Source organism: Rhodococcus sp. Leaf225 (assembly GCF_001426145.1).
Lineage (GTDB): Bacteria > Actinomycetota > Actinomycetes > Mycobacteriales > Mycobacteriaceae > Rhodococcoides.
This window is the reverse complement of sequence record NZ_LMRN01000025.1, coordinates 689,146-706,117: the sequence shown is the minus strand read 5'-3', so window position 1 is coordinate 706,117 and position 16,972 is coordinate 689,146. Positions and strand designations below refer to the sequence as shown.

The 16,972-nt window shown below is 63.7% G+C and carries 14 protein-coding genes; 9 read left to right on the top strand and 5 right to left on the bottom strand.

What is annotated here, in order from left to right; all coding sequences use genetic code 11:
- Window positions 1-9: 9 nt before the first annotated feature.
- Together ASG69_RS21480 and ASG69_RS23390 are read right to left on the bottom strand one after the other, a co-directional pair.
- Window positions 10-1,479, bottom strand: a complete 1,470-nt coding sequence (locus ASG69_RS21480) for an aldehyde dehydrogenase family protein (protein ID WP_056442791.1) — start codon at window positions 1,477-1,479, stop codon at window positions 10-12.
- Window positions 1,480-1,543: 64 nt separating this feature from the next.
- On the bottom strand, window positions 1,544-2,554 hold the full coding sequence (locus ASG69_RS23390) for a zinc-dependent alcohol dehydrogenase family protein (RefSeq protein WP_442971108.1): 1,011 nt from the start codon (window positions 2,552-2,554) through the stop codon (window positions 1,544-1,546).
- Window positions 2,555-2,861: 307 nt separating this feature from the next.
- Here ASG69_RS23390 and ASG69_RS21470 point away from each other — a divergent pair, with 307 nt between their 5' ends.
- Complete coding sequence (locus ASG69_RS21470; RefSeq protein WP_056442796.1) at window positions 2,862-3,761, top strand: LysR family transcriptional regulator; 900 nt, start codon at window positions 2,862-2,864, stop codon at window positions 3,759-3,761.
- A 35-nt stretch (window positions 3,762-3,796) separates the two neighbouring features.
- Here ASG69_RS21470 and ASG69_RS21465 read toward each other — a convergent pair whose 3' ends face one another.
- Window positions 3,797-4,453 (bottom strand): DedA family protein, encoded by a 657-nt coding sequence (locus ASG69_RS21465; protein WP_056442799.1) that lies wholly within the window; start codon window positions 4,451-4,453, stop codon window positions 3,797-3,799.
- Between the two features lie 211 nt (window positions 4,454-4,664).
- On the opposite strand from ASG69_RS21465, the gene ASG69_RS21460 reads away from it, so the two are divergent.
- The 6 genes from ASG69_RS21460 (at window position 4,665) to ASG69_RS21435 (ending at window position 11,408) form a co-directional block, all read left to right on the top strand.
- Window positions 4,665-6,101, top strand: coding sequence for an MmgE/PrpD family protein (locus ASG69_RS21460; RefSeq protein WP_056442801.1), 1,437 nt, complete (start codon window positions 4,665-4,667; stop codon window positions 6,099-6,101).
- The gene (locus tag ASG69_RS21455) at window positions 6,098-7,435 is read left to right on the top strand and encodes a TRAP transporter large permease subunit (protein WP_056442803.1); all 1,338 of its coding nucleotides are present in this window, start codon (window positions 6,098-6,100) and stop codon (window positions 7,433-7,435) included. The genes ASG69_RS21460 and ASG69_RS21455 overlap by 4 nt, the downstream gene beginning before the upstream one ends.
- Window positions 7,436-7,449: 14 nt before the next feature.
- Window positions 7,450-7,731: a hypothetical protein gene (locus ASG69_RS21450; RefSeq protein WP_056442805.1), complete on the top strand. Its 282-nt coding sequence runs from the start codon at window positions 7,450-7,452 to the stop codon at window positions 7,729-7,731.
- Window positions 7,732-7,827: 96 nt separating this feature from the next.
- Window positions 7,828-8,709, top strand: coding sequence for a helix-turn-helix transcriptional regulator (locus ASG69_RS21445; RefSeq protein ID WP_056442806.1), 882 nt, complete (start codon window positions 7,828-7,830; stop codon window positions 8,707-8,709).
- A gap of 298 nt (window positions 8,710-9,007) precedes the next feature.
- The gene (locus ASG69_RS21440) at window positions 9,008-10,048 is read left to right on the top strand and encodes a zinc-dependent alcohol dehydrogenase family protein (RefSeq protein WP_056442809.1); all 1,041 of its coding nucleotides are present in this window, start codon (window positions 9,008-9,010) and stop codon (window positions 10,046-10,048) included.
- 34 nt (window positions 10,049-10,082) lie between these two features.
- On the top strand, window positions 10,083-11,408 hold the full coding sequence (locus tag ASG69_RS21435) for an MFS transporter (RefSeq protein ID WP_056442811.1): 1,326 nt from the start codon (window positions 10,083-10,085) through the stop codon (window positions 11,406-11,408).
- A 591-nt stretch (window positions 11,409-11,999) separates the two neighbouring features.
- Here the strand turns inward: ASG69_RS21435 and ASG69_RS21430 are convergent.
- The gene (locus tag ASG69_RS21430; protein WP_056442813.1) at window positions 12,000-13,169 is read right to left on the bottom strand and encodes an MFS transporter; all 1,170 of its coding nucleotides are present in this window, start codon (window positions 13,167-13,169) and stop codon (window positions 12,000-12,002) included.
- Window positions 13,170-13,320: 151 nt separating this feature from the next.
- Window positions 13,321-14,091, bottom strand: coding sequence for an SDR family NAD(P)-dependent oxidoreductase (locus ASG69_RS21425; protein ID WP_056442816.1), 771 nt, complete (start codon window positions 14,089-14,091; stop codon window positions 13,321-13,323).
- 590 nt (window positions 14,092-14,681) lie between these two features.
- Between ASG69_RS21425 and ASG69_RS21420 the strand changes: the two genes are divergently transcribed.
- Window positions 14,682-15,359, top strand: coding sequence for an aspartate/glutamate racemase family protein (locus tag ASG69_RS21420; RefSeq protein ID WP_056442818.1), 678 nt, complete (start codon window positions 14,682-14,684; stop codon window positions 15,357-15,359).
- Window positions 15,360-15,410: 51 nt separating this feature from the next.
- Complete coding sequence (locus ASG69_RS21415) at window positions 15,411-16,952, top strand: four-carbon acid sugar kinase family protein (RefSeq protein WP_414891332.1); 1,542 nt, start codon at window positions 15,411-15,413, stop codon at window positions 16,950-16,952.
- Window positions 16,953-16,972: the final 20 nt, after the last annotated feature.

Here is a 16,972-nt window from a genome sequence, read left to right as displayed (position 1 = left end):
GACGTCACCTCACAGTTCCATGTACACGCATTTCGAGTACAGGTAGTTGTCCATGTGGGCAGCGTTGCCCTTGGCGCCGTATCCACTCAACTTCGTGCCGCCGAATCCCACCATCGGATCGATGTACCCGTAGCAGTTCACCCACATCGTGCCCGTGTGCACCCCACGGACCACCTTCATGGCGGTCGACAGCCCTCGAGACCACACAGCACCTCCGAGGCCGTAGTCACTGTCGTTGGCGATGTGAATGGCCTCGTCCACGTCGTCGAACGGCAGGATGGAAAGGACGGGTCCGAAGATCTCCTCGCGAGCGATACGCATGTCATTGGACACGCCGCCGAAGACGGTGGGCTGCATGAAGTATCCGTTGCTGAAATCGCCGCCCAACCGTTCTCCTCCTCGAAGAAGTTCAGCACCCTCCTGCCGACCGATGTCGGTGTACGCCAACACCTTCTCCAACTGAGGCTCCGAAATGACGGGACCGAGGGTGGACGCGTCGTCGAGGCTGTGTCCGACTCGAATCTCGTCCATGTACTTCAGCAGTCGATCGGTGAACTCGTCGACGATCGGGCGCTGCACCAGTACACGGGTTCCCGCGAAGCAGATCTGGCCGGAGTTCGCGAACACGCCCATCGCCGCCCCGGGAACTGCCTTGTCGAGATCTGCATCCGCGCACACGATGTCGGCCGACTTGCCGCCCAACTCCAGCTGCAGACCCTTGATGTTGACCGTCGACGCCTTGATGATGCTCCGGCCGGTCTCCGTGGATCCCGTGAAGGCGATGCGGTCCACATCGGGGTGGCTGGCCAGCGCGTGACCGGCGCTCTTCCCCAACCCGGTGACCACGTTGACGACCCCCGCGGGCACACCCACTTCGTGCAAGATCTCCGCCGTCCGGAGGACCGACAGCGATGCGTCCTCCGACGGCTTGAGCACGGTGGTGCATCCACTGGCGAGGACAGCCCCAACGATCCAGAACTGACCGCCCAACGGGCCGTTCCATGGAATGATCCCGCCGATGACGCCGACCGGAGCCTTCAGCGTCATCGTGGCGATGTCGCCGGGGATGCCGTTCATCAAGGTGTCGCCGGAGATCGCGCCCGCCTGCGTCGAGAAGAATGCCAACATCTTCATCATCGCGGACTTCGAATTGCGCAATCTCGTGACCGGAGCGCCCATGTCGAGCGCCTCGATCTGGACCAGCTCGTCGAAGTTCTCGTCCATGGCATGAGCGACGCGCGTCAACAGAGCCTGGCGGTCGTACGGAGTCCAGGAGCTCCATTCACCCTGGAACGCCCGCCGGGCCGCCACGACCGCGCGATCGATGTCGGACTCCCCGCCGGCCCCGATATGGGCGAAGACCTCACCCGTCGAGGGATTCACAGTCGAGAGAACGTCTCCCGAATCGGCCGGGACCCGTCGACCGTCGACGAACGGATGATGGACGTCTCGTGCCAGAAATGCACGAGCCGGATCCATTAGCGCGAAGTCATGTTGAGCTGTACTCACTTGTTCCCTCTCGAAACTGACCGATGCTGCTGCATCAGTCGAAAACGAAGACGCCCTTTCCGATCTGGCGCCGGTCGAAAAGTCGATAAGCCTGTTCGGCCTCGTCGAGCCCGAATTCGTTCGTGAACAACGATTCCACATCGAGGCCGCGTTCCGCGACGAACAACGCGCATGCTTCCTGCTGATTCTTGCTGAACGTCAACGAGCCCACGATGGTCTTGTGATGGTGAATGAGTTCGTCGCTACTGATCTGCAGTGGTCCGAACACACCCACCATGCACGCAGTCCCCCATGGCCTGATCGCCTGTACAGCATGTTCGCGAACGCTGGTGACGGAGCTGCATTCCAGAGACTTGTCTGCACCGAGTCCACGACGCGTCAGCGCACGAACGGCCGCCACCGGGTCCTCGACCGAAGAATCGATCACGTGGTCGGCGCCGAAGCGTGCGGCCGACTCCAGCCGGGCGGCGTCGACATCGAGCGCGATGACCCGTGCTCCGAATGCTTTCGCCAGCATCGTTGCGCTCAGTCCGACAGGGCCCTGCCCGAAGATCGCCACGGTGTCCTCGGCCGTCAGACCCACCCTCTCGATCGCGGCGAATGCCGTACCGGTTCCGCAGGACACCGCCGCCCCCGTCTTGAAGGACAACGAATCCGGTAGTCGAATCAGCGTGTGAGCCGGGACCTTCATCAGATCAGCATGTGCTCCGTCGCCGTTCAGACCGCCGAACACGACCTTTCCGTTCGCGCAGTACTGCGTCCGACCCGAGCGACAGAATTCGCAGGTACGACACCCGTCGTAATGGTGCACCATGACGCGGTCCCCGACGCGGGCCTGCCCTGGTTTCACGGTGTCGCCGACGAGCTCGACGATCCCGCACGGTTCGTGCCCTTCGATGACCAACTCGGCCTCGCTGCGCGCGTCGCTGTGAAGATGATGTAGATCGCTGCCGCACATGCCGGACGCTTTGATGCGGACGACGACCTCGTCCGGCGCCGGCACCGGGTCGGGGTATCGACGTATCTCGATCCTGTTCTCGCCCATGAAGACCACGGCCTGCATGTCATCGCCTCCGAGTCGTGTGAGTGGAGCCGGTCGGCTCGGCAGGGGTCTTACCGAGCCGACCGGGGTAGGTGGGGCGCGGATGACGCGACCGACAGAGCTACGTGTGTCGACGGCACGACGACCTAGGTTGTCGTCGAGGCTCACACATGCCCTGCCCCATTAACGCCGTAAGAGTGGCCTCACGTCCAATACTCAGATGCGATCGGAGTCATAGCTTCGGGCTATGAATGCGTGGCACTGCACTAGACTGGGGGACACTGGCCGCACTGGTAGGAGACCGCGTCGCGTGGATGCACGAAAACTGAAGTACTTTCTGGCGGTCATCGACGAGGGCAGTCTGAACAAGGCCGCGGAGACGTTGCTGATCGCCCAACCCACGCTCTCTCAGGCCATCGCCGGTCTGGAGCGCGAGCTCGGCGTCCCCCTGTTCCATCGTGTCGGCCGCCGTCTCGTCCTCAGCGACGCCGGAGCGACACTGGTCGGGCCGGCTCGCGTGGTGTTGCGTGACCTCGACGATGCGGTCGCCGCAGTCCACGCCCTCAAAGGGCTGCGGAGCGGACGCGTCGACCTGATCACCATGCCCTCGCCGGGGATAGAACCTCTGACCACCATCCTGACCGCATTCGCTCGGTCGTTCCCAGCGGTGACGATCAACGCCGAGGCAGCGTTCACTCCCGACGACGTACTCCGTGCGGTCCGTACGGGTGTCTGCGAGATCGGCATATTGGGTTCCCCGGATGAAGTACGAGCTCCGGATCTCGACGTGGTCGCGCTCGAGAGCCAACCGCTGATTCTGCTGTCGAGTCCCGGGACCACACTGCCGGACAACCGGGAGATCCAGCGATCCGAACTGTCCGGACTGAGATTGATCGCCTCTCAACAGGGTTCGCTGATGCGATCGTTGGTCGACGATGTGCTCGCCAGCGGCGTGGACCTCACCGTCGCAGCCGAGGTGGCTCACCGCACATCGATCCTGCCATTGGTGATCAGCGGATTCGGCCACGCCGTCGTGCCGTCGTCATGGGCGACACTCGCAAAGCAAGCAGGTGCGGAGATCCGCTGCATCGTCCCGGAGTCGTTCCTTCGGGTGGCCGCGGTGTGCCGACGCACGCACGTGACTCCCCCCGCGCGCATGCTCATGGACGAGGCGAGAAAGTACGCCGCCGAGGTTCGTCGCAGCACGTGAGGCCCTCGAGTGGGATACCGAGCCGTGCCGGAAGATCATGCCGCCGCGACCGTGCCCGCGGTAGGTCCTCGCAGGACCACCGCGGCGGCCCGATCTCGCGCTCGGCGCCTGGCGACGTTCACACCGTAGGTAGCGACCATCAGCGCTACGCCTGCGGTGATGAAGTACGGCGCGACATCAGGGTTCGCGCCCACAGTGCTTCCGACGATCAGGAGAACGGACACCCACAGGACAGCGGCGATGACGTTGCAGACGGCGAAGCTTCGGAACGACATGGACGACGCCGCAGCCAACCGGGGCCCCACGGTTCGCGTGCCTCCCATGAGATGACTGGCGACCGACGCGATGGTGGTGTTCCGGTCGAAGATCTTCTGTATCCGGCCGACGAGTCTCGACGACGCTGCGGCGCGGGGCTCACACGTCTGGACAGGAGAACCGCCGTGGCGTCGGCGCAGAAGGAATGCAGTCTGAGCCCCACCTGAGGACGCCGTGACCATCACGACGGCGGCGAGCACCGGGTCCACACGCCCCAGCCCGACGACTGAACCGACGATCAGAACTGTACTGGTGCCGGGTAGAACGAGCCCGACGAGCAACGCCGACTCCGCGAGCAGAATGATCCCGGCTGCCCCGAGGAGATACGGCCCGCACACTCCGGCCAGGCACGCGAGAAGTATTCCGAAATCGGGCACGAATGCAGCCTTTCGACAAGATGGCGCCCGGACCCGGACAGACCCGAGTGTACGTAGGACCTGCTCGCCCCGGCCAGTCGCGCCCATAGGGAGAGACTATAAGAGGCATCTGTTCTCGGTATTGGACAAGACCCGGCCCGTGACGGATTAATGGATCTATTCCGATTGTGATTCGGACAACAGCTCAAATATTTGCATTGGAGTTCGACGCATGCCCGACGATGCCGACGACGTCGTTCATCATTTCGCCCACACCGCCGCGAACACAACCTTCGACACGCTTCCTGCGGGCGCTGTGGAGGCTGCCAAGAAAAGTATCCTGGATACGCTCGGGGTGATCCTGGCCGCCAGCGGCGTGGAACCGGCAGTACGCGCCGCCATCGACGTCGTTCTGGAATCCGGCGACAGACCGGAGGCCACGGTACTGGCGTACGGCCGGCGCTCATCCGCCATCGGTGCCGCGTTCGCGAACGGCGCCCTCGCTCATTGCCTCGACTACGACGACCAGACCCCGTGGGGTCAGCACGCCTCGAGTTCGATCGTCCCCGCAGTGTTCGCCGTCGCGGAACGCCGAGGCGGAGTGACCGGAAAGGATCTCATCGCCGCGGTGGCGGTGGGGCAAGATCTCTTCGCACGCCTTCGATGCAACGTTGGGTGGCGCAAGGACTGGAACCTATCGACGGTGATCGGTGTCTATGCGGCGACGGCGGCCGCTGGGCGGGTACTCGGCCTCTCCTCCGTTCAGCTCGGTCATGCACTCGGTATCGCAAGCATGCAGTCGAGCGGTGTGATGGAGCTGGTGTGCGGCACCGGTAGCGATCTGCGCGGTATCTATGCCGCATTCTCGGCGCGCGGAGCGGTCACGGCTGTACTTCTGGCGGAAAAGGGCATGACAGGAGTCGACACCTTGTTCGAGGGCGAGTACGGCGTGTTTCGAACGTATTTCGACGGCGAGTACGAACGCGACGCCATACTGCGCGGGCTGGGGATCGAGTATCTCGGCGCGGGAACTCTCTACAAGAAGTGGCCTGCTGTCGGCACCGCCCACAGCCACGTTCACGCGATCATCGGGCTTCTCGAGGACAATGATCTCGTCGTAGACGATCTCAGCGAGATTCGAGTGTTCGTCGGCGACTACCACGACCTCATGTGCCGACCCCTGGAAGCCCGGCAGGCGCCCGCGACACTGGTCGATGCGAAATTCAGCCTCCCGTTCCTTGTGGCGCTGGGCGCTGTCCACAAGAGCCTGAAGATTTCGCATTTCACCGAGGAATCGCTCGCGGACGACGCCGTTCTAGCGGCGGCACGGAAGATCACCCCGGTCAGCGACCCCGACCTCGACTGGACGCTGGAGCTGCCCGCGGGACGGGTCGAGATCATCGCTCACGACGGTAGAAAATTCGAGAGAATCGGGACCGGGGTACCGGGAAACGAAGATGCACCACTGAACTGGGACGATCTTGCCGAGAAATTCGTCGATTGCGCAAGTGTCGCGGTGTCCGATCACACGGCGGAGAGCCTCGAACTGGTCGTGCTCTCCGTTCGTGATCTGGAGTCCATGAACGATGCGACGGCCTTGCTTCGAATGCTGACCGTCGTCGACAAAGAGCCCGTTCCGGTCGACTCGGACAGTGGGATCCGGTCATGATCGCGATCTGGGCTCTGGTGGCCTTCATCTGCACCATCGTCACATGGAACGCGGTGCTGAAACGCACTATCGGTGAAGCCATGGTGGTCGGGTTCATCGTGGTCGGCTTGTTCGCCGGTCGCGATGCGCCGCGGTACATGCTGAGCGGTTTCGTCGAAGCGATTCAGGCCGAGATCACCTTCGCCGCTCTGGCTTTCATCTTCATGAGCTTCATTCTCGCGAAGACTCCAGTGCTCGACAGGCTCATCGACATCCTGAACTCGTTCCTCGGCAGGATTCGAGGGGGGCCGGTCTACACGACGACCCTCGCGGGCGCCATCTTCGGCGCCGTGGCCCATGTCGGCGCCTCCATGGCCGCAGTGGTCGGCTCGGTGACAGTGCCGTGGATGAAACGCTCCGGTGTGAGCGGCGAACTTTCGGCCACGGTTGTCGCAGGATCAGCCGGGATGGGTCTGACCTTTCCCTTCAGTGCCACCATGTTCATCCTCGTCGGATCGACCACGGTCAGCGGATTGATGGACGCTGACGACATCATCGTTCCGCTCGCCGTCGCCGGCGTGTGGTGCCTCGGCTACCGCCTACTGCTCAACTTCTACCTGATTCGCAAGAACGGGCTCGAGCCCATCGCGATCGAGGACAGAATCCCCGCGCGCCGCAGCCTGCGTGCCGGGTGGACGTCCGGTCTGCTTCTCGTACCGCTGCTGGTCCCCTTGTTCCTCACCCAGGGTCCACTCGCCGGTGCACTGGGACGCTACACCGATCTGGTCATGTCGAGAGCGATCAGCATCATCACGTGGATTCCCGTTCTCATGATCCTGCTGGTGCTGTTCTTGGGCCGCCGCCACCTACCGCGGGACAGGGGAGGCTGGTGGAAGATTCTCGGCGACTCGGCACCCCAGTTCGGCATCATCGGCACCACACTCGTTGCGGCATTCTCCGCATCGGCCGTCCTCGGCCAGCTGGGATTGCCGGAACAGTTGACGTCGACACTGGAATCGTTGGCCGCACCGAAGTGGCTCATGGCGATCCTGGTGGGAATCATCATCGTCGTCATCGCGATTCCTCTGACCGCATCTGCCACCGTCGCGACCGTAGGACCCGTCGCGGTCGCCGCTCTGGTCGGAGCCGGCGTGGCCGCCCCCGTTGCTGCGGCGGCCGTGTTGGTCTTCGCCTCGACGGAGGGCGCATCCCCGCCTTCCGGCGCTCCGATCTACATCGCCTCCGGCATCGCGAGAATCGACCCGTCGAAAATTTTCGTGCCGCTGTTGAAGTACTACTGTCTCCCAATCCTCGCCATCGGCGTGCTGATCGCTCTCGGCCTCCTCCCCGTCTGACAGGACCACACCCCATGTTCCATACGTTCGTGTCCGCTCTCTTTCGGCTCTGCACCCTCGCGTTCCTCCTCGGCGGGCTGGTCATCGTCGCGGGGCAGGGTGTGGGACTCCTCCTGGGCAACGGATCCATCGTCAGTCAGGTACCGGCGACACTCAGCCCGTTCGTCTACAGCGCTGCAGGTGTGGCCGGGCTCCTCGCATTCGTCATGTCGTATTCCGACGGCGAAAGCGATGTCGATCGCACGGATACCGCGGAAGCGGTCGTGGTTCCGGATACCCCCTCCGGGACGACCTGAGCGTGACGGAACACCGCGGGACTCCTCGGCCTCAGCCGCGAAGGGTGTATCAGCAGGGTGTCGTTCAACCGCGCGTGGGGTCCTAGGCTCGTCCTCATGGACAACAAAGCCGAGGTACGCGAGTTCCTCACGACCCGCCGAGCCAGGCTCACTCCGGAGGAGGCCGGGATCACGGGGGGCGGAAACCGCAGAGTGGCCGGGCTCCGTAGGAGCGAGGTGGCCGCTCTCGCCGGCCTTTCCGTCGAGTACTACGCCCGGATAGAGCGGGGCGCCATCGGGGGGGCATCGTCGTCCGTGCTCGACGCACTCTCGCGCGCGTTGAAATTGGACGATACCGAGCACGCACACCTGCTCGACCTTGCGCGCGCGGCAGACGGTGTGCCCACGTCCGGACGCCCACGTCGCAAGGCAACTCGGTCCACGGCGCCCAGAATCAGCCTGCAATGGGCATTGGACTCGATCACCGACGGCATCGCTTTCGTGCGCAACCAACGCCAGGATCTGTTGGCGGTCAACGAATTGGGCAAGGCGTTCTACGCGCCGATCATCGGGGACGGCGGGCGGCTTCCGAATCTCGCGCGCTTCCAGTTTCTCGACCCGCTGTCACACGAGTTCTATCCGGACTGGGACACGTTTGCCGAGATGTGCGTGTCGATCATGCGCGCGGAAGCGGGTCGTGACCCTCACGACAAGGGACTACAGGACCTCGTCGGCGAGTTGTCCACGCGAGACGAGACCTTCCGAAAGCTGTGGGGTGCGCACAACGTACGTACGCACGGGGCGGGAAAGAAGCGTTTCAATCATCCTGTCGTCGGTGAGGTCCACCTCGCCTACGAGGAATTGGTGGTGACGGCGGACCCCGGCTCGATTCTGATGGTCTACACCGCCGAACCAGGCTCGCCGAGCGCGGAGCGTCTGCGCCTGCTGGGCTCCTGGGCGGCCGAGCACAGCCACAGCCCTACCGAGTCCCGCCCCTGACCGATCCAGTCGGGTCGTCACCCCCCACGGTTCCCCACGCGCCCGTGACCGCATCGGTCACGGGCGTCTTCATGTCTGCCACCTACCACCGGCTGTGGTCATAGGCCGAACCTATAAACGTGTGCAGTTATCGGTATTGGACACCGAGATGGTGATGACGGCTAAATGGCTCTCGCACAATGTGTGACGCACACGACTCATCAACCTCACGATGACTCTCGCCACCGACTGACTTCCAACGATCAAATGCCGTCGACGGTGTCGTCACTCTTTTCTCGATCTACGCAGGAAAGGCACCATGAAGGGCGCAATCTTTCTCGGCGACCGCAAGGTCGAGCTTCGCGACTTCCCGCTCCGCGAGCCCGCGGCGGGCGAGGTGGTCGTCGCCGTGCGCGCGTCCGGAATGTGCGGCAGCGACCTGCACGTCTATCGTGCCGAAGCGAACTACCCCACCACCGCGGACATGCGGATCGCCGGACACGAACCCGCCGGCGTCGTTCACAGCGTCGGACCGGGCGTGAGCAATGATGTCGCGGCGGTGGGTGATCGCGTCATGATCCATCACTACATCGGATGCACGACGTGCGACCGGTGTCGGTCGGGGTGGCCGCAGATGTGCACCAGGGCGCCTTTCCGAGCATTCGGTACGCAGGAACACGGAGGACACGCTCCGTACATCGTGGTGCCCGCCGCGACGCTCGTGCCTCTCGACGATGCCTTGAGCTTCGAGGCCGGAGCCACCATCGGGTGCGGCACCGGCACCGCGTGGGGCGCTCTGGAGCGTCTGGGGGACGTCGGCGGCTCGACGATCGCCGTAGTCGGTCAGGGCCCCGTGGGCCTGTCGGCGACCATGTTGGCGACGGCTCGCGGCGCACGCGTCATCGCGGTCGACCCCGAACCGAATCGACGTGCCCAAGCAGAACGATTCGGGGCAATGGCCACAGTCGATCCGACGATCGGCAGCGCATCGGAGGCAGTGCGAGAGCTCACCGAAGGTGAAGGAGTGCCACTGGTACTCGAGACGTCGGGCGCTTCGGCCGCGATATCGGCAGGCATGGATTCCTTGGCGCCGTGGGGCAAGATCTGCCTTGTCGGACTGGGCGGCGGCGAGGCACGCTTCCGCGTCACCGACTTCTATCGCAGCCAGGTGACCGTCATGACGTCCTGGACTATGTCCATCGTGCAGCAGCGACAGTGCGCCGAGTTCATCGTCCGCCACAACATTCCGATCGACGAGCTCTTCAGCCACCGATGGACCCTGAGCCAGGCGGTGGAGGCCTACGACGAGTTCGACAAACAGAACGCAGGCAAAGGCGTCTTCGTGTTCGACGAAGCATGACAACTCAACGCAAGGTGACGAAAGAGATTCGATCATGACTGATTCCAGCCCTCGGCGTCGCCTCATCGGCGGGTGCATCGGGAACGTATGCGAGGTGTTCGACTATTCGATTTACGCTCTCGCAGCACCGGCACTCGCCGTTCACTTCTTCTCGCAGGAGAATCAGACCGCCGCACTTCTCGGCACTTTCGCGATCTACGCCCTCGCGTTCTTCGCACGCCCCTTGGGTGGTGTGTTCTTCGGGTTCCTCGCCGACCGCGTGGGCCGCCTCAGAATTCTGTCGCTGACAATTCTCCTGATGGGCGGCGGCACGGTCGTGACCGGCCTTCTCCCGACATACGATGCGATAGGTCTGGCCGCACCGGCACTGTTGGTCGTCTGCCGACTGGTTCAGGGACTGTCGATGGGCGGCGAATCGACCGGCGGCTACAGCTTCGTCGTCGAATCGGCTCCGGATGGACAACGCGGTCGATGGATCGGGTATGCGGTGTGTTTCATCTACGTTCCGACGTCGCTCGCGGCAGTGTTCGTTCTGGGAGTACAGGCGTTGCTGGGCAGCGAGGCCTACCTCGAGTGGGGTTGGCGGATTCCCTTCATCGCCGGTGGCCTCATCGCCGTGGCGGGTTTCTGGATTCGACGGACCCTCGACGACCCGGAGGAGTACACCAGCGCGGTGAAGAATCAGGGTGACGCACGTAGCACCATTCGCGACGTCGCCGCCGCCCGCATGTCGATGGTCCGTGTCATTCTCCTGCAGGTGCCGCAGGCCGTGGGCGCCTATCTTCTCGTCGGCTACATGTTCACGTTCGTCGTGAAGACCGGAGGTCTTGCCGAGAAGCCGGCCCTGTTGTCGAATGCCGCTGCCATCCTGGTGTTGGCAGTCGGGGTCACCGTTCTCGGTGCGCTCGGCGATCGAATCGGACGAAAGCCGCTCCTCATCGGCGGCGCGTCCTGGCTGGCCGTCACCGCCTACCCGGCCTTCTCGTTGGCATCGTCCGGCACGTTGCTCGGCGCCATCGCAGGGCAGAGTCTGCTCGCGATGGGTGTCGCCATCTTCGCAGCCGGATACTTCGTCGTCGCCGTGGAACTGTTCCCGACGGCTGTTCGTGGGACAGGGCACGGCTTCTCGTTCAACCTGTCCGCCGCCATCTTCGGCGGTACCACTCCCCTGGTCGCGACAGCACTGGTCAGCTACTTCAACAGCCCGGTCGCGCCGGCCTTCTACGCCATCGCCCTGATTCTCACCCTGGGAGCCCTCGGAATCGTCATGACGCCGGAGACCAGCAACACCGACCTCAGAACGGCGCTCGCGAACACCGACGTTGCAGTAGCACCTCGCCGAAGCTCCGTGACGAACTAAGAGCACGACGTCCGCGCCTGGCCCGAGCACCAAGTCGACCACTCAGTCGGCGCGTGAGACCGTCACCGTCACGTCGCCGTCAATGGACCCGATCGTGCTCGACCCGGTGTCGTCCATCCTACCGGGGATCACGATGCCGGGGAACGCCGAGGTCGCCGTAGTACGGAACGAAGTCGTCGGACGGCGAACCCGATATCGCCGGGGTCGGGTATGCCGCACAAGGAGAGCCATCGGTCGACAATCCCACGGGAAGAGGTCCGGTCTTCTCCACGGAACCGTGATCGGACTAGTTCAGAGTCAACGGTAGTTGTGCAGCGAGATCACTGCTGGCTTCGCTGTCGTTCCGCTCACCGTTCGTTCGCCCACCCGTATGCCGATGCGCATCGTGTCTCCGTTCTCGACAGGCGCCTTCGCCGCACGTGTCGTCGTGGGCTCTGACGGTATGCACGCGAGCACAGTGATGGGAGTCCCTGTCGGGGAACCCCTCGCGAACCACGGCGACCATCGCACACCCCAATTCTGGTGCGGGAATGCCTGTGGAGGCGCGCCCCGCCGGGGGGCGCACGTTGCGGTACGGAAAAGACTGCGGCGTCAACGACCGTTGCTCGTGTTGCGCCATGTAGAGACTCCAGCCAAGGACAGAAGTGCACCGGTGACGATGAAGACGGCGCCGATCCCAGTGGCAGACACCAGCAGTCCGGCAGCGGCCGGGATGAGAACCTGACCCAACCTGTTGCCGGTCATCCTCAGTGACAATGCCGCGCCGCGGCTCGACGGCAGCGTCGAACTGGCAACCCACGTCATGGTCAAGGGCTGAGCTATTCCCCAGAAGAACCCTGCGATCGACATCGACACGGCGGCGAACGCGGGATGCTCTGCAAGGGGAAGGACGGCGACGGGTACGGCGGTGGCAGCCGTGCCTGCGATGAGAAGCGCGCGCCGAGGCACTCGATCGAGCAACCGCGGAAGAAGGACACGCGAGACGATCGAGGCGACAGATCGTGCCGTGAGCACGACGGTCACTGTGAGGACCGACCACCCCAGTGCATCACCGAGAAGAGGCAGGTACGCGGCCAAGAGGTCGATGGAGGACAAGACGATGAGACTGCTGAAGATTGCAGCGCGCATTCCGCGATCCGCGAGCATGGAGGTCGTGCTCTGACGCACCGCTGACGATGTCGGAACGGTCGACGCGGGCGTGTCGAGCCCGGGAATGAACGTGACCGCGGAGGCGAGGCCCGCGATCGCGGCCATGACCACCAACGCGCCCGTAGTTCCCACGCTCGTGGACGCGACCGATCCTGCCACGGGTAAGCCACCCGTCTGACCGACCGACACCCACAGTGAGAACGTCCCGAACCGACGGTCGAATCGCGCGTCGTCTCCGTGGTGCGGAATGTATGACTGCGACGCCACCATCGTCAGTAGATTCCCCACGCCGAGCACGACGCTGCCGACCGCGAGCGCAGGGATGCTGTCGGCCACAGCGATGACGAGCACTGCTACGACGCTGACGATCGCGCCGGCCCGGAGAGTGACGGACAGGAAACGCCCGTCCACGACTCGACCCACAGGAATGGCTATGAGGAGGGGCGCGAGGGAATACGCGGCGGTCAAAGCGCCGACCGCTGCGCCACCGCCGTCGAGCTCGAGCACGCGATAGGACAACAGAACTCGGACGGCAACGTACACCGACTGGAGAAGACTCGCGGACGCACACAACGGGACGAGCCACGGCGCTGCGGACCTCTCGGCACTCATCGAACAGGCACGCGGCCACCCGGCGACAACGCTGTGCGCTCGCTCGTGACCGGACAGCTCGCGTGGGGGCACGGGTTTCGACGTGACGAGCGTAGGTCCCTCGAAGGCCGCTCTACACCTTCGCGTACTGGCGGTCGCCGCCGAGTGTCCATCAACCGATGCCCACTGTTTGCCCACCGTCGACGACCAGAGCGTGACCGATGGTGAATCCGCCCAGATCCGAACACAACCACAACACTGCTGACGCGATCTCCTCGGGCCTGCCCATCCGTCCGACGGGTTCCTGCGCGATGACTCGAGCGCGACCTTCGGGTGTGCCGCCGGAGAATCGGCCCATCATGGGAGTCTCGATGATTCCGGGACAGATCGCGTTGATACGGATGCCCCGATCCGCGTATTCGAGCGCAGCGGACTTCGTCATACCGATCACGCCATGCTTGGCTGCGGCGTAGGTCGCCTGCTCGCGGATTCCCACCACGCCCGCACCGGAGGAGAAGTTGACGATCGAACCGCCCTTGTCCAGCATCATGGGAAGCTCGTACTTCATCGACAGGAAGACTCCGCGGAGATCGACGCTCATGATGCGATCGAAGTCCTCCTCGTCGGTCTCGTGTAGCGGCGTGGTCGGTTGTTCCACGCCCGCGTTGTTGACCGCGATGTCGAGTCCGCCCAGCGCCTGGACCGTCGAGGCGACTGCGGCAGCAACCTGCGCGCCATCCGACACGTCGCACACCTCCACATGCGCACGACGGCCGTGGGAGCGGACGATCTCGGCGGTTCCGCGGAGAGAGTCCTCATCAAGGCCGGTAACGGCCACGTCAGCTCCCTGGACCGAGAATGCCTCTGCCACGGCTCTTCCGATGCCGGCTCCGGCACCGGTGATGAACACGACCTTGTCGGCGAATGCTCGTGTGCTGACCATCAGCTGGATCCCTTCGATATATGTTTCGCGTTGTGATCGGCGGTTTTCGGGGCCGGCGAACTCATTCGAGCACCGACCGGTTCCGGGGGAGTCTTTCTCAAACCGTCCACCAGCAGGAGCTGCACACACAGGTGACCACGTTCGCGCGCGATGAGGAAGACCCTGACAGTGAGGGCTCCGGCAAGGCACCCCTCAGGCATCGACTGTCGGGCCTGTCGATACACCGGTGGTCGGGAGGTACGTCGAGACGCAGCCCGCGTCGTCGACGCAGCGCGGCTCGGACCGATGTAGATCCAGTCAAGCTATAAGGCCCATCACATACCGATATTGGACACTCGACACGATGATGGCGGTTAATGAGTGTCGGCCGACCGCACATCCGGGACGAAAGGGACCTGTGCCATCGCTCTCGGACGATTCGGGCGATCCGAACGTCGTGACCGGTCGACGTCCCTGTCTCGCTCAGGTCGGCTGAGTCACGACCTCGGTTTCGTGACCTGTGCAGTGCGGAATGGAACGGGTTCACCGAACCATCACACACGACGCAGCGTTGATCTCGAGCCGACACCACCATCGCGAAAGAAGACAACGTGACCAAGAAAATCGCAATTCTTCACACCAGCTTCGTGTTCGTCTCTGTGGAGCCTGTCATCAACGATCTGATCGCAGAACTGATACCCGACGCAGAAGTCATGCACTTCGTGGATTCCGACGTTCTGGCCACGGTCGTACGCGAGCAGGGGATCTCGACCACCAGTGAGCTGCGGATGACACATCTCGCCCAGGCCGCGGAGGCAGCAGGCGCCGACATCATCTTCTCCGCGTGCTCGTCCCTCGGCCCGGCTCTCGATGTGGCTGCACAGAATGTCGCGACACCTGTCGTCAAGATCGACGAGGCAATGGCACTGCGGGCAGCCACCGAGGGCAGACGAATCGGGGTGCTGGCAACGGTGCCGACGACGCTCGGACCGACGTCGGACCTCATCGCAGACAGCGCCGCGACGCTGGGCCGCGCCGTGGAGATCGAACAACAACTCTGCGAGGGTGCTTTCGCGGTTCTGATGGCAGGCGACCGTGAGAAGCACGACGCCCTGATCGTAGAGCAGGCGACGAACCTGGCCGACAGAGTCGACTTGATCGTCCTCGCACAAGCCTCGATGAATCGCCTCGCCCCGGTCCTGCAGGAAAAGACAGGCGTGCCCGTGTTGTCCAGCCCTCGTATGGGTGTCGACTACCTCGCGCAACGCGTGTCGCAGTTGACCGTCTAACAGATCAGAGTTGTCCTGCCTCGTAACCGAGGAACCGAATCATCTGTCCCCATGGAGTACGCAGTGTTGCTCGAACATGAAGTGTTGTCCGCTTATCCCGACGAGGTCGTGGTCTCCGCCTCGGCGGTATCAGAGAGCAACACGCCAGACTGCGTCAGTGCCCGTGTGTTGGTCGTCCTCGACGACGATCCCACCGGCACCCAGTCCGTGTGGGATGTACCGGTACTCACACGTTGGGAGACAGATGATTTCGAGTGGGCGTTCGGCCACATTCGCGATGAAGGCAGCAAGCCCGCTGTCTATGTCCTGACCAACACACGTAGCGTGAGCCCCGCCGAAGCAGCCACCCGAAACGAGGAGATAGTCCGAAACGCGCTGGCAGCAGCCGCCACTGTCGACGGCGGCGTGACCCTGTCGTTCGTCAGCCGCGGTGACTCGACCCTTCGCGGACACTATCCGCTCGAACCCGATGTCATCGCCGCCACCGTGGAGACCGTGACCGGCGACGGTACCGACGGCGTAGTGATCGTCCCCGCGTTTCCGGAAGCAGGTCGGATCACCATCGGCGCGGTGCACTACATGCGGGGTACCGGCACCGATGCGGGAAGCCTGATTCCCGTCGGGGACACCGAATTCGCGGACGATGCGAGTTTCAGCTTCGTTTCCTCGTCCTTGCCCGAGTACATAGAGGAGAAGTCCGAAGGTCGTTATCTCGCCGAGTCCGTGATCGTTCTGGATCTCCACATCATTCGAGCGGGTTCCGCGGCGCGGGATCCACTCGTCTCGGCTGACGCGATCGCCGACGCGATCGCGCCTGCGACCGACTCCACGCCGATCGTCGCGGACGTCGTCACCGAGAACGATCTTCGCGCACTTGCGTTGGGACTGCAGGAAGCCGAACGCCGCGGAAAAAAGTTGCTCTACAGAGTCGGTCCGCCGTTCGTCCGTGCCCGCATCGGCCAGGAAGTCCGCGCCGCACTCGTCTCGGACGATGTGTTCGGCCCCTCCGCTCCCACCGAGACCGGCGGACTGATCGTGGTGGGCTCTCACGTCGCCGTCACCACCCGCCAACTCCATGCCCTCACATCGGTCCATCAGTCGGCGCGCGTCATCGAGATCGACGTCGAGAAGTTACTCATTGCCGGCCACACCGCAACGGACAACCCCTATGTCGACGGCATCGTCGCGGATGTCATCGACGGCCTGCACCGTGGCGATGTCATCGTCCATACCTGCCGAAAGCTTGTCAGGACCGACGACGCAACCTCGAGCCTGGAGATTGCGCGCACCGTGTCGGCCGCGGTCGTGGACGTGGTGAAGCGCACCCTTGCGGCCTTTCCCCCCCGATTCGTCATCGCCAAGGGCGGAATAACGTCCTCGGACGTCGCGACGTACGGCATGGAGATTCGACACGCGATCGTCCGAGGACCGATGCTGCCCGGAATTGTCTCCTTGTGGGAGCCGACAGCGGGTCCAGGCCGAGGGATCCCGTACGTCGTTTTTCCCGGAAACGTCGGCGACGATCAGTCACTGGTCGATGTCACCAGGAAGCTGAGCAACACATTCGACCACGCCGTCAGCGGACCAGCATGAGCCGACATCGCGGATCCTCC